This window comes from Clostridium sp. (assembly GCF_021443865.1).
GTDB lineage: Bacteria > Bacillota > Clostridia > Clostridiales > Clostridiaceae > Clostridium.
In genome coordinates this window covers 24,381-39,146 of the sequence record NZ_JABUTB010000048.1, presented here as the reverse complement: position 1 = coordinate 39,146, position 14,766 = coordinate 24,381, and the positions used below count along the sequence as shown (strand labels likewise).

Here is a 14,766-nt window from a genome sequence, read left to right as displayed (position 1 = left end):
TATCTAACCTAATTATAAGGGTCTTTTTATATTTGTCTACCATAAGGGGATTATACTAATTTAGGGAGTTTTTTTAATTTAAGTAATTTGGAACAAATTACTACCTTTATTATGCATTATCCATTACGCATTATGCATTATTAGAGTTTTCTGCATCAATTATTTCAGTTTTAGGTTCTAATGAAGATGGCTTTTTGTTTACAAAATCATTTATTACCCTTGATAAATCAACACCTGTTAAATCCTTTAGAACTTCGAAACCATTTGCAGCTACATCAGTTACTATTTTTGAAACCTTTGATGCACCTTGATTTCCACCATTATCGATAACTGTTAATTTATCTATTTGATCTAACGGACTTGCAATCTCTTTCATTACATCTGGTAATCTATTAACTATCATTTCTACAATAGCAGCTTCTCCATATTTAGCCATAGCCTCTGCTAATTTATCTTTAGCCTCTGCTTCAGCAAGACCACGGGCTTTAATAGCTTCTGCTTCAGCTAATCCACGAGCTCTAATAGCAGCTGCATCAGCTTCTGCTTGTATTTTCTTAGCCTCTGCTTCAGCAATTGCCTTAACTTTTATTGTTTCCGCTTCTGCTTCTGCTATTTTTATTGCTTGTATTTTACTAGCTTCAGCAGCAACTTCCACTTCATATTTTTTAGCATCTGCTGGTTTTTTTACTTCAGCAATTAATTTCTTTTCTACTACTAGAGCTTCTTTTTCAGCAAGTGCTGCTTGTTGCTCAGCTAATAATGCATTATTTTCAGCCTCTTGTAATTTATAAGCAACGTCAGCATTAGCTTTTGCTTTATCTTGTTCTGCTCTAAAGGATTCTAACTTTAATCTTTTATCTCTTTCGCTTTGTGCAATTTCAGTTTCAGATTCAAGTTTTGCTTTTTGACCTTCTCTAGTTGCTAGAGCAGTTTTAATTTCAGTATCTCTTTTTCTTTCAGCTTCTGCAATGTCTGCTTCAGATTTTGCAGCCGCAATTTGAGGTTTAGCTCTATTTTCTAGATATCCACCTTGTGTGCTGATTTTTAATATTGTATATGATATTAAAACTAATCCCATAGAACCAAGTTCATTTCTAATATCATCTTCAATTCTTTGTTCAAAGGATGATCTATCTTCATTAATTTGTTCTACTGTTAATGTAGATACTATTCCTCTTAGTTTACCTTCTAATATTTGTTCAACAATTGTTCTAATTACATTAACTGTATTTTTTTCTCCACCACTACAAAATTGTTCAACAGCTTTTAATACATTTTCAGTATCATTTTTAACTTTGATAACAGCAGTACCAACTATATTTACAAATATACCTTGTTTCGCTGGTGCTTCATTTACATCTGTGGTCATTGAAATATTTTCTAAAGAAATTGTAGAAGAGGTTTCTAGAATAGGAATCATTAGACCACCTCTACCTGATAAAACTCTTTTTCTTAAACCTGTAATTACCATAGCTTTATCAGTTGGAACTCTTCTCCAAAATGATAAGAAGAGAATTAGCACTATGACTACTATAAATATTATTGGTAGTGCATTAAGTAGTTTTTCAAGCATTTCATTCATTATTATTTTCCTCCATTTATTTGATAATACAATTAATATTTTAACATAAATAACAATAAAAGTAAAAAATGAAATATTTTTAATGTATATAATATATGATATAATTATTGTAAAATAATGGAGGTTGACTATGAAAGGGAAGATGATATTTAAAGAAATTAGAGGAGCAATCATAATAATTATAGGAAGTATAATGTTAGTATCTATAATTAATACAAAAGTATTTGCTATGGCAAAAGTTCAGCAAAAGTCTATGGAAAATACTTTATATAGTGATGAGAAGCTTTTTGTAGATAAGTTAAGCTATAATTTTTCTAAACCTGAAAGAGGAGATATAATTATATTTTTAAAGGATGAGGAAAAGGGAAATGTTCTTAGTGAAAGTTATAAGTACATAAAAGAAGTTATTTCATTTAAGATTTTTAATGATAATAGAACACGGTATGTAAAAAGAATAATAGGAATAGAAGGAGATGAAATTAACATTACTTCAGGATATGTATATATCAATGGAGAAAAGTTAAATGAGACATATATAAAAGGAGAAACTTATAATAGAGATATTGATTTTCCAATAGTTGTAGGAAAAAATCAATATTTTGTTTTAGGAGACAATAGAGAAGTTAGTAAAGATAGTAGGGATTTTGGATTAATAAATATCAATCAAATAGAAGGAAAAGCAACCTTTAGAATATTTCCTTTGGAGAAATTTGGAGCAGTAAAATAAATTATAAATAATACAATATATTTATTTATTTACTTTAACTAATTTATAATTATAGTATATTATTAAATAGTCTATCTTTAAATGATAATATGAAGGAGTATATATGGATACTGAAATAATAATTGTTTTGTCTTTAAATTTTGTAATTGCTTTAATTGGAACATTAGCTTATTCTACTAGATTGGTAGGGGTTAGAACAGGAAAAATAGCTATAACCTTTGCTGTATTTAATATTCTTATGTTAGTATCTAGAACAGCAGTTACTTTCCAAAGCCCTTTATTAACAAAATTTGTTGAAGGTAATACTAGTAGTAATGATTTAGTAAGAATATTTAATTATATAATCATAGTATCTGGAATAGCATCCATAGTCGGTGCTTTTTTAATTCCAACATTTCAAAAAGTCTTTAGTAAGGCTGTTGATCATTTTTCAATTGAAAAATCTATGCCTAAATTAATAATTCATAGTTTTTCAAAGACTGGTGTTAAATACATGAGGGATAGTATAGCAATTCCAGTAAAGGAAAGCTTAACAAGCATTAATTTTAAAAATCTTCCAAAAAGGATTTTAGTTTATAATTTTATATCAGTAGCTATTATTACTGCTGGAGCCTTTGCACCCATATATGCGGGAAGTATAATGCCTGAACTTAGAGCAACTTGTTTATCATTATCACCAATTATTAATGGTGCTGCAACTATATTGACTTCAATTTTTATAGATCCACATTTATCTATAATGACTGATGATGTAATTGAGGGGAAATGTAGTGAGGAAGACTTTAGAGGATGTGTAATTGGTATGGTCTTTAGTAAGATTATTGGAACTTTTGCAGCACTAGGATTATTTGTTCCTGCTTCATATCTAATAGCATTTGTTGCAAATTATATATAAATTAGACACATTAGTATAACTTTAATAATTTTATATTAGTATTAAGTATTTTAAGTGAAGACTGTTAATCAGTCTTTTTTATTTTATATAAGTTTTTTTTAACTTTATTAGATTAATTTTTATATAAATTAAGGGGTTAGATAGAACTTTTATATTAAGATTATGATATTGTTCTCATTTTAGTTCATAAATTGAGATATTTATGCAGATTCAAGGGTTTATTAATACGTTTACAATTGGTAATATAAAGATACAAAGAACATAAAACATAAAAAACAAGGGGGAATTGTTAATGAAAAAAGTTTTAGCTACACTAATTTGTGCTTCAATGATGGTTGGTATGGTTTCATGTGGCCAAAAGACAGAAGCACCAGCTGCAGGAGGAGAAGATACTGGGTCTAAGAATTTAGTTGTTTATTCACCTCATCCATTAGAATTTATTGATCCAATAGTAGCAGAGTTTGAAGATGAAACTGGCATACAAGTAGATGTTGTTGCAGCTGGTACTGGAGAACTATTAAAACGTGTTGAGTCAGAAAAAGAAAATCCTTTAGGAGATGTAATGTGGGGAGGTTCCCTAGGTACATTACAACCAAAGACTGATTTATTTGAAAAATATTTATCAGTTAATGAAGAGTATATGTTAGATGAAAACAAGAATGTTGAAGGAACAATCACAAGATTCTCAGACATTCCAAGTGTTCTTATGGTTAACACTAACTTAATTGGAGATATTAAAGTAGAAGGCTATGAAGATTTATTAAATCCAGAATTAAAAGGTAAGATAGCACATGCTGACCCTTCAAAATCTTCATCATCTTTTGAACATTTAGTAAATATGCTTTATGCAATGGGTAATGGAGATCCAGAAAAGGGATGGGATTACACAGACAAGCTAGCTGAAAACTTAGATGGAAAGCTATTATCAGGTTCATCTGCAGTTTATAAGGGAGTAGCAGATGGAGAATATACTGTTGGCTTAACTTTTGAAGAAGGTGGAGCAAAGTATGTTAAAGATGGAGCACCTGTTAAGATTGTTTATATGAAGGAAGGCGTTATATCTAAACCAGATGGTGTTGCAATAGTTAAAGGTGCACCAAATATGGAAAATGCTAAGAAATTTATAGACTTTTTAACTGGCAAGGAAGCTCAAACAATGGTTGCATCTGAATTAAGCAGAAGATCAGTAAGAAAAGATGTAAATCCAGCAGAAGGCTTAAAGGCTATGGAAGAAATTAATCTTATAAAAGATGATGCAGATGCAGTAGCAGCAAATAAACAAGCTTGGATAGACAAATTTAAGGAAATATTCACGAGTAAGTAATTAAACTATTAAATTAGTCTACATCTGAATGTTGTAGACTAATTTTACTAAAAGGAGGAAGTAAAAATGAGCGTTTCAATTAAAGCAAAAAATGTAATTAAAAAATATGGTGATAATGTTGTAATTCCTGATTTGAATTTAGATATAGAAAATGGAGAATTTTTCACTCTACTTGGACCTTCTGGATGCGGTAAAACGACATTTTTAAGAATGATAGCAGGATTTAACAGTATTGAAGGTGGAGAAATTAGCTTTGAAGATAAAGTTATAAATGATATTCCAGCTCATAAGAGAAATATAGGTATGGTTTTCCAAAATTACGCTATATTCCCTCATTTAACTGTAAAACAAAATGTAGAATATGGGTTAAAATTAAGAAAACCATCAAAAAGCGAAATGGAAAAAAAGGTATCAGACATATTAAAAGTAGTTCAAATAGAGCAATTTAAAGATAGATTGCCAGAAAGATTATCTGGAGGACAACAACAAAGAGTTGCTTTAGCAAGAGCAATTGTTATTCATCCAAGTGTATTACTTATGGATGAGCCTCTTTCAAACTTAGATGCTAAATTGAGAATTGAGATGAGAAGTGCAATAAGAGAAGTTCAAAAAGAAGTTGGAATAACAACTGTATATGTTACTCACGACCAAGAAGAAGCTCTAGCAATTTCAGATAGAATTGCAGTTATGAAGGACGGAATAGTTCAACATGTAGGAACTCCAAAAGAAATATATACAAGACCTAGAAATATCTTTGTATCAACTTTCATAGGACACTCTAACTTGTATAAAGGAACTGTAGAAATAAAGGGAAATGAAACCTTTGTTAAGTTTGAAAAAGGCTATACTGTTAAAATGGATAATCTAAAGAGTGAAGTAAAAAATGGACAAAAAGTTATTATAGCAGTTAGACCAGAAGAATTTATAATATCTGATAAAGGCTTGTCAACAAAAGTAAAAACTGCAACTTTCCTTGGTAGATACACAAACTATGAAATTATATTTGATAATAATGAATTATTAGAAGGACAAGCTTCTATAGAATTGTCACAAGATATTGGAACTGCTGATCATATTTATAATGAAGGAGACAGTCTATTTTTAGAAGTTAATCCTAAAAAAATCAACGTTTTCACTGAAGATGGAGAGGAAAACTTAGTAAAAGGAAGTGAAAACTAATGATGAATGGAAAAAGTAAATTTAAATTAAAATTTGATTTTTGGACTATAGTAACTTTAATAATATCACTTATATTTTTAGTTTTCTTCATATATCCTTTATTTTCATTATTTATTAGTGGATTTAAAGATACAGTAACAGGTGAATTTACACTTGCTAATTTTGCTAAATTTTTTGAAAAGAAATATTATTATAATGCATTAATGAATTCCTTTGTAGTAACTATTTGTGTAACTATATTAGCTATATTAATAGGAGCACCATTAGCATATATAACTACTGCATTTAATATAAAAGGGAAAAAATTAATTGAAGTTTTAGTAATTATTTCAATGTTATCACCACCATTTATAGGAGCTTATTCATGGGTATTACTTGGCGGTAGAAGCGGGGTTATTACTAAATTCTTTGCAAATTATTTAGGAATTACTCTTCCACCTATATATGGTTTTGCTGGAATACTATTAGTATTTACTCTTAAGTTATATCCATTCATATATCTATATGTTTCTGGAGCTTTAAAGAAAATAGATGTTTCATTATTAGAAGCAGCGGAAAGTTTAGGTTGTAAGCCAGTTAAAAAAATAGCTACAGTTATACTTCCTTTAATTTTACCAACACTTTTAGCAGGTTCATTATTAGTATTTATGAATGCTTTAGCAGATTTTGGTACACCTATGTTAATAGGAGAAGGTTACAATGTAATGCCTGTATTAATTTATTCAGAGTTTATTAGTGAAGTTGGAGGACAAGCTAATTTTGCAGCTGCTTTAGCTACAATAATGGTTTTAATTACTTCAATAGTATTTATGGCACAAAAATATGTTGTAAACAAAAAGTCATTTACAATGAGTTCATTAAGACCTATGGTTGCAAAGAACTTAAAGGGTGCTAAAAATGTATTTGCTCATATATTTGTATACTTTGTTGTATTTTTAGCTATAATACCACAAATAACTGTAATATATACTTCTTTCTTAAATACAAAGGGAGCAAGATTTGTTAATGAATTTTCATTAAAGAGCTATAAAACAGTATTTAATAAGTTAGGTTCAGCTATAACTAATACTTATACTTACGGATTAATTGCTATAGTAATAATAGTTATTTTAGGAATGTTTATAGCTTATATATCAACAAGAAGAAAAAATGCACTTACATCAGTTATTGATACTATAACTATGTTCCCATATATAATTCCAGGTTCAGTATTAGGTATAACTTTATTACTAGCATTTAATAAAAAACCATTGGCATTAAGTGGTACATTTGTTATAATAATAATAGCATATGTAGTAAGAAGGTTACCATATACATTAAGATCAAGTGCAGCAATTCTTTATCAAATAAGTCCTAGTATGGAGGAAGCATCTATAAGTTTAGGATATTCTCCAGTTAAGACATTCTTTAAAGTTACTGCTGTTATGATGTTACCAGGTGTATTTGCAGGAGCTATACTTAGCTGGATAACAACAATAAATGAGTTAAGTTCATCTGTTATATTATATACAGGTAGTACGAAAACATTATCAGTATCTATATATACTGAAGTTATAAGAGCAAGTTATGGAACAGCTGCAGCCTTATCTACAATATTAACAGTTACTACGGTAATTTCATTATTAATATTCTTTAAGGTTTCTGGAAGCAAGGAAATTAGCCTTTAATTAAAAGGTACTACTATAAAATTAAAAATTAGTAATGGAAATGTAAATTTTAATAAGAGTTTATTATAAGTAATTTGTTTCAAGTTACATCAATAATTCTACATTTTAAATTCTACATGATTAATTTGGAGCTGCTAAAACAGCTCCTTTTTTGTGATAAAGGGAAAGATTATGGATAAAAAAATTAAAAAATATAGCGATGTAATTAGAAGTACTATAGTTTGGTATTCAATTGTTCCAATTATACTAGTTTCTTTAATTGCATATATAGTTTTATTTTACTGGGGTAATAAGTTAATAGTAAATGAAAATAATAACAATAATGAAAAAATTTCTGAATTGATGGAAGATAATTTAAATGAGTATAGCTCTCTAATTAATAATATTTCATCTGATGAAGGATTAATTTCTATAATTAAAGATGGAGTAAAACCACAAAGTATTTATGAGGTTTTATACAAATTTGTAAACAAAAGAAGTGTGAAAAGTAAATTTTATGTTTTTGATAAAGATGGTAATATGATTATTTCTAATAATAATATTAAGCCTGAATATATTAGTGACGATAATACTTTTATGTGGGGTATATTTAGTAGAATGAATTTAAAAAACCAAGAGGTTATTACCATGATTAATAAAGTGGACCAAGGTAAATATGCTTATGGAATATTAACACTAGGTAAAGCTATTTGCTATAATAACGAAATTTTAGGATATATTATATTTGATTTTTCAGAAGAAGATATTTTTAACTTAATTACAGGATATACAGCAAGTGATATTATAATTACAGATAGGCACAATATAATAGCTGCTACAAATAATAAATATAGTGATCAACTATATAGACTAAAGAATGGCTTTAGACAAAAAGAGGGTTATTCTAATATAGATGGAACCCCGTATTATATTAAGAAGACTACATTGAAAGATTCTAGTATTATGGTTTATTCTATAACTAATCTTAACGTGTTTAATAGAGCATTTCTAATTGGAGGAATTTTTTTAGCTATACTTTTCTTAATTATTTTTTATTTAATGCTCTTTATTTCTAAAAAGGTAGCTTATAGTAAAACGGTTACTATTAATGAAATCGTTAAAGCTATTGAAAGTATTCAAGAAGGCAACTTAGATACAAATCTAGAAATCAACTCTGAAGATGAATTAGGTATAATTGCAAAAGCCTATAATAATATGCTAGTAGATATTAAGAATCTTATTGAAAGCAATAAGGAAGAGGTATCTCTTAGAATGCAAAGTGAAATAAAGGCTTTAGAAGCACAATTTAATCCTCATTTTTTATTTAATACTTTAGAGACAATTAGAATTATGATAAAGCTAGATAAAGAAAAAGCAGGTGATATTATTGTAAACCTATCATCACTTTTACGATATGGTATAAATAATGAAATACATTCAGTTAAGTTAAAGGATGATATAGGATATATAAATAGTTATTTAAAGATATTAAAATATAGGTTTGGAGATAAGCTTCAGTTTAAAATAAATATTGAGGATGAAGTATTAGAATCAATAATACCTAAGCTATTACTACAACCTGTTATTGAAAATTCAATAAAATATGGATTCGAAAATAAATCAACAATTAATATAGAAATAACTTCAATAATAAAAGAAGATAAAATAAATATAGTTATAAAAGATGATGGATGTGGTATTGAAAAGGAAAGAATGTATTATTTAAATAAATTATTAAGTAAAAATCAAAATGATACAGATACAATTGGGTTATATAATATTAAGAAGAGAATTCAGCTGATTTACGGAGAAGAATATGGGCTTGAGATAGACAGCAATGAAGGGGAAGGCACTAGAGTTACTATAATTTTACCTTATGTAAGGAAGGAAGTATAAAAGTGTACAAGTTAATTATAGTTGAAGATGAAGAGATAATAAGAAAAGGTTTAGTAAATACTATTGATTGGTTAAAGCTGGGGTTTATTGTTGTTGGCGAAGCAGAAGATGGCGAGTCAGGTTTAAAAATTATACAAGAACTAGAACCAGATCTAGTGATTACAGACATTAAAATGCCTTTTTTAAATGGATTAGATATGCTTAAAATAGCTAGTAGCACTCAAAATTTTGAAAGTATAATATTAACAAGCTATAGTAATTTTGATTATGCAAAAAAAGCAATTTCTATAGGGGTAGGAGATTATATACTAAAGCCTATAAATGAAGAAGAACTTTTTGAAGTAGTATCTAATATTAAAGAAAAAATAGATGACAGGAAATTATATGAGGATATTAAATGTCATACTGAAAGAAAAGATAAAATTGAATTAACTAATTTAAAAATATACATAGATTCAAAAGAAGTTAATAGCTATGTAAAATATGCAATTAATAAAATTATAGAGGAGTATAGTGAAAAGCTTAGTATTGAAGGCTTAGCAGATGAACTAGGAGTTAGTCCAAGCTATTTAAGCAGAAAATTTAAAAAAGAAACTTCCTACACTTTTTTAGATATGCTAAATAAATATAGAGTACAAAAGGCTGTGGAATTAATGATGAAAGAAAGAGATAAATATAGGGTTTATGAAATTGCAGATATAGTTGGTTTTGGTGATTATAAAAATTTTAGTATTGTATTTAAAAAGTATACTAATTTTTCGCCAAAGGATTTTATGAAGGCTAATAGTATTATATTTAAATAAAATTCTTATGTTGTGTTAATTGCTTTGAATTATATAATATAAATATATATAATTTTTATGTAAAATGAAAATTTAAAAATAGGTATATTAAATTTATATGGAGAGTAAAAATGAATAGTGCAGAATATTACATAAATAATCTTAATATGCAACCACATATTGAGGGTGGATATTTTAAAGAATCCTTTTTATCAAAGGATGAGTTTAACAAAGATAAAAAATTATGGAGTAGCATATATTTTCTTTTAAGAACAGGTGAAGTATCTAATTTTCATAGGTTAAAGTCAGATGAGCTATGGTATTATCATGATGGAGAAGCTTTAACAATTTATATGATAACAAATGAAGGTGAACTTATAACTAAAAAATTAGGTAAAAATATAGAAAATGGAGAAACTCCTCAAGTTTTAGTGGAAAAGGGATGTATATTTGGATCAGCAATGAACAACCATGGCTATGCTTTAGTTGGATGTATGGTTTCACCTGCTTTCCAGTATGATGAATTTGAATTGTTTAAAAGAGAATATCTTTTAGACTTATATCCTAACTATAAAGATATAATAATGAAATTAACTAGAGAAAATTAATGTTATAGTTCTAATGCTAAATTTATAGTAGAAAATAAAAAGAAGTTCTTTCGAACTTCTTTTTATTTATTTAAACAAATGCATTGTAGATAGCATTTATTCCTTTTTCAAAATCATCATTTTCAATACCAATAAGTATATTAATTTCACTAGATCCCTGATCAATCATTCTTATATTTACCTTTGCTTCACTTAAAGAATTAAATACTTTAGCTGCTATACCTTTATTTGAAGACATTCCATTTCCAACAGTAGCAATTAATGCCATATTAGGATGTACAACAATAGAGTCAGGAGTACATGTCCTTCTTATTTCATCAACTAAAATATCTGTTTTATTTTTTAATTGTGCATCAGATATAACAACACAAACTGTATCTATTCCAGAAGGCATATTTTCAAAAGAAACATTATTTTGTTCTAACACAGATAATACCTTTCTACAGAATCCAAGCTCAGAATTCATCATTGCTTTTTCTATAGAAATAACTGTAAAGTCTCTTTTGCCAGCAATACCTTTAACAGGATTACTATAATCAGGTTCCATATCTTTCACAATAAGTGTACCGGGATTACTAGGATTATTAGTATTTTTAATATTAATTGGTATTCCTGCGTCTCTAACAGGAAAAACAGATTCTTCATGTAAAACAGAAGCTCCCATATAAGAAAGCTCTCTTAGCTCTCTATATGTAATTTTTTTGATTTGCATAGGATTTTTTACGATTCTAGGATCAGCCATCAAAAATCCAGAAACATCAGTCCAATTTTCATATAAATCGGCTTTTATACTAGCTGCAACTAAAGCGCCAGTTACATCAGAACCACCTCTGGAAAATGTAACAATATTACCACTTGGACCACTTCCATAGAATCCTGGAATTACAACTTTTGAATTATCATTTAAGACTTTTTGTAAAGCTTCATATGTAGCTTCAGTATCAATACATCCGTATTTATTAAATAATATAACATCCTTAGCATCTATAAATTCAAAATCAAGATAATTTGCAAGAATAATACCATTTAAGTATTCGCCCCTACTTGCAGCATAATCTTTTGATGCACCATTTTCAAGATCTTCTTTTATCTTGTTTAAATGGTAATCTATATCTAAGCTAAGATTAAGATTTGATACTATGTCTTTATATCTATTAGATAAAAGATTAAAGACATCATCTAAAGGTATACTGGATTTAATATGACCATGACAAAGATATAAAAGATCAGTAATTTTAAAGTCTTTAGGATTTCTCTTTCCTGGTGCTGAAGGTATTACTATTTTTCTTTTATCATTAGATAAAAGAATTTCCTTTACCTTAATAAATTGATTAGCATCAGCTAAAGAACTCCCCCCAAATTTTGTTACAATAGTATTCAATTTTTAGCCCCCTTGATAAAATAATTATTTACTATATATTAGCAATAATTTAATAAAATCTCAAATTTTTTTGCAGAATTATTAGATAAATCTGAATAATATTACTTATATTTAGATAAATAAAAATGTTGTTGATAGTAATAAAGCATAAAGATATTAAGATAAACTAAAATATAATAGTTTCTTTTAATCACACGAGAATTATAATATATGCAAGAAAAAATACTTTATTATATAATTATAAAGAATGATCTTAAGTGTGGGGAGCTGATAATTTAATGAAGGTTATTAAAAGAGATGGTAGTATAGTGGATTTTGATAAGATGAAGATAAGAGAAGCTATTACTAAAGCTATGAAAAATGGAAGTGGAATATATTTAGGTGACATAGCAAAACTTATAGCAAATGATGCAGAAAAGTATTTTATTAATGAAAATGAAACACCTACAATAAATAAAATTGAAGCATATGTATACGATAGGTTGCTTCATTATGGACAATCAGTAACAGCTAGGGCTTATGAAGGCTATAGAGCTGTACAAGAATTTAAAAGAAACACAAATACTACAGATGAAAGTATTTTAAGTCTTTTAAATAAAACTAATGAGGATGTAATAAAAGAAAATTCAAATAAGAATTCAGTAATAGCTGCAACTCAAAGGGACTTAATTGCTGGTGAAGTTTCTAAAGATATATCTAGAAGAAGACTTATTCCAGCACATATAGTTCAAGCGCATGATGAAGGAACAATCCATTGGCATGATATGGATTATACACTTGCTCCAATTTTTAATTGTTGCCTAATTAATTTGGAAGATATGCTTGAGAATGGAACTGTTATAAATGAAAAATTAGTAGAATCTCCAAAATCTTTTGGAACTGCTTGTACAGTAACAACACAAATAATTGCACAAGTATCAAGTAATCAATACGGTGGACAAAGTATTACTGTAAAACACTTAGCTAAATATTTAAGAGTTACTGAAGAAAAAGCATATAAACATTACTTAGACTTATTAGGGGATAAAGAATTAGCTGAAAAACTTGCTTATGATATTAAAATGAAAGAACTAAAGGACGGGGTTCAGACAATAAGATATCAATTATCTACTTTACAAACTACTAACGGCCAATCACCTTTTTCAACTATTTATTTAGAAATAGAAGAAGGACATCCTTATGAAAAAGAAATGGCTTTAATTTGTGAAGAAATGATAAAGCAAAGATTAGAGGGAATGAAAAACTATAAAGGACAAGAAATAGGTGAAGCTTTTCCTAAATTAGTTTATTTATTAGATGAGCATAATTGTCTTGAAGGCGGCAAGTATGATTACATAACTAAATTAGCAGCAAAGTGTACTGCAAAAAGACTTGTACCAGATTATCAATCAGCAAAGATGATGAGACAAAACTATGAAGGTCATGCATTCCCGCCAATGGGATGTAGGTCTCACTTGTCTCCTTGGAAAGATGAAAATGAAAATTATAAATGGTATGGAAGGTTTAATCAAGGAGTAGTAAGTTTAAATTTACCTCAAATAGCTATTATAGCTGATGGAGACATGGAATTATTCTGGGATATGTTAAATCAAAGATTAGAGCTTTGTAAAGAAGCATTGTTAACTAGACATAATATGCTACTTGGAACTATTTCAGATGTTTCACCAATTCACTGGCAACATGGAGCTATTTCAAGATTGAATAAAGGTGAAAAGATAGATAAATTATTAAAAAATGGATATTCTACTTTATCACTAGGTTATGTTGGTATACATGAAATGGTTCAAGCAATGCTTAAAGAAAGTCATACAACTGAAAAGGGTGAAAAATTCGCTTTAGATGTAATGAATCATATGAATGAAGCTTGTCAAAAGTGGAAGAATGAAACTGGATTAGGTTTTAGTTTATATGGAACACCTGCTGAGAATCTAATTTATAGATTTTGCAAATTAGACAAAGCAAGATTTGGAATTATACCTAATGTTACTGATAAATTATATTATACAAATTCATATCATGTTCATGTTTGCGAAGAAATAGATGCTTTCAGTAAGTTAAAATTTGAATCACAATTCCATGGTATTAGTTTAGGTGGTTGCATTTCTTATGTTGAAGTACCAGATATGTCAAAGAACTTAGATGCAATAGAGCAAATAATTAATTTTATATATCATAATATTCAATATGCAGAAATTAATACTAAACCAGATATATGTTATAAATGTGGATATACTGGAGAAATTAAACTAGACGATGAATTAAGTTGGTACTGCCCATCTTGTGGAAACAGAGATGAATCAGAAATGCAAGTTATGAGAAGAACTTGTGGGTACATTGGAACAAATTTCTGGAATAAAGGAAGAACAGCAGAAATAGGAGATAGAGTACTACATTTATAAGGGTGATTAATATGAACTACGGGAAAATCAGAAAATTTGATGTAAGTAATGGACCAGGAGTAAGAGCTACACTTTTTGTTAGTGGATGTACCAATAATTGTGAAGGCTGCTTTAACAAGGATTTACAAGATTTCAGTTATGGTGAAAAGTGGACTAAAGACATTGAAGATGATTTCATTAAGCAAGTAATGAATCCTAATATAGTAGGAGTAAATATTTTAGGTGGAGAACCTATGGACCAAATTAGAGATAAGGATTTATCAAATTTATTAAAGAGAATAAAGCTTGAAACTAATAAAAGCATTTGGCTTTGGTCAGGTTATTTATATGAAAATATTTTAAACTCT

The 14,766-nt window shown here is 28.1% G+C and carries 12 protein-coding genes; 10 read left to right on the top strand and 2 right to left on the bottom strand.

Features of this window, described 5'->3' with window-relative positions; all coding sequences use genetic code 11:
* Positions 1-130: 130 nt before the first annotated feature.
* On the bottom strand, positions 131-1,582 hold the full coding sequence (locus tag HUJ77_RS09755) for an SPFH domain-containing protein (RefSeq protein ID WP_291708393.1): 1,452 nt from the start codon (positions 1,580-1,582) through the stop codon (positions 131-133).
* Positions 1,583-1,712: 130 nt separating this feature from the next.
* Here HUJ77_RS09755 and lepB point away from each other — a divergent pair, with 130 nt between their 5' ends.
* The 8 genes from lepB (at position 1,713) to HUJ77_RS09715 (ending at position 10,639) form a co-directional block, all read left to right on the top strand.
* Positions 1,713-2,309, top strand: a complete 597-nt coding sequence (gene lepB, locus HUJ77_RS09750; protein WP_291708392.1) for a signal peptidase I — start codon at positions 1,713-1,715, stop codon at positions 2,307-2,309.
* A 103-nt stretch (positions 2,310-2,412) separates the two neighbouring features.
* On the top strand, positions 2,413-3,204 hold the full coding sequence (locus HUJ77_RS09745) for a lipid II flippase Amj family protein (RefSeq protein WP_291708391.1): 792 nt from the start codon (positions 2,413-2,415) through the stop codon (positions 3,202-3,204).
* 292 nt (positions 3,205-3,496) lie between these two features.
* Positions 3,497-4,528 (top strand): ABC transporter substrate-binding protein, encoded by a 1,032-nt coding sequence (locus HUJ77_RS09740; protein WP_366033185.1) that lies wholly within the window; start codon positions 3,497-3,499, stop codon positions 4,526-4,528.
* Positions 4,529-4,594: 66 nt separating this feature from the next.
* Positions 4,595-5,707 (top strand): ABC transporter ATP-binding protein, encoded by a 1,113-nt coding sequence (locus HUJ77_RS09735; RefSeq protein ID WP_291708390.1) that lies wholly within the window; start codon positions 4,595-4,597, stop codon positions 5,705-5,707.
* Positions 5,708-5,709: 2 nt separating this feature from the next.
* Positions 5,710-7,374, top strand: coding sequence for an iron ABC transporter permease (locus HUJ77_RS09730; RefSeq protein ID WP_291708394.1), 1,665 nt, complete (start codon positions 5,710-5,712; stop codon positions 7,372-7,374).
* A 171-nt stretch (positions 7,375-7,545) separates the two neighbouring features.
* Positions 7,546-9,249: a histidine kinase gene (locus tag HUJ77_RS09725; protein WP_291708389.1), complete on the top strand. Its 1,704-nt coding sequence runs from the start codon at positions 7,546-7,548 to the stop codon at positions 9,247-9,249.
* A gap of 2 nt (positions 9,250-9,251) precedes the next feature.
* The gene (locus HUJ77_RS09720) at positions 9,252-10,052 is read left to right on the top strand and encodes a response regulator (protein ID WP_291708388.1); all 801 of its coding nucleotides are present in this window, start codon (positions 9,252-9,254) and stop codon (positions 10,050-10,052) included.
* A 110-nt stretch (positions 10,053-10,162) separates the two neighbouring features.
* A complete protein-coding gene (locus tag HUJ77_RS09715; protein WP_291708387.1) occupies positions 10,163-10,639 on the top strand; it encodes a cupin domain-containing protein in 477 nt (158 codons plus the stop codon).
* Positions 10,640-10,709: 70 nt separating this feature from the next.
* On the opposite strand, the gene HUJ77_RS09710 is transcribed toward HUJ77_RS09715, so the two are convergent.
* The gene (locus HUJ77_RS09710; protein ID WP_291708386.1) at positions 10,710-12,020 is read right to left on the bottom strand and encodes an aspartate kinase; all 1,311 of its coding nucleotides are present in this window, start codon (positions 12,018-12,020) and stop codon (positions 10,710-10,712) included.
* A gap of 278 nt (positions 12,021-12,298) precedes the next feature.
* On the opposite strand from HUJ77_RS09710, the gene nrdD reads away from it, so the two are divergent.
* Complete coding sequence (gene nrdD, locus HUJ77_RS09705; protein ID WP_291708385.1) at positions 12,299-14,419, top strand: anaerobic ribonucleoside-triphosphate reductase; 2,121 nt, start codon at positions 12,299-12,301, stop codon at positions 14,417-14,419.
* 11 nt (positions 14,420-14,430) lie between these two features.
* A partial coding sequence (locus HUJ77_RS09700) for a 4Fe-4S single cluster domain-containing protein (protein ID WP_291708384.1) occupies positions 14,431-14,766 on the top strand: 336 nt, incomplete at its 3' end.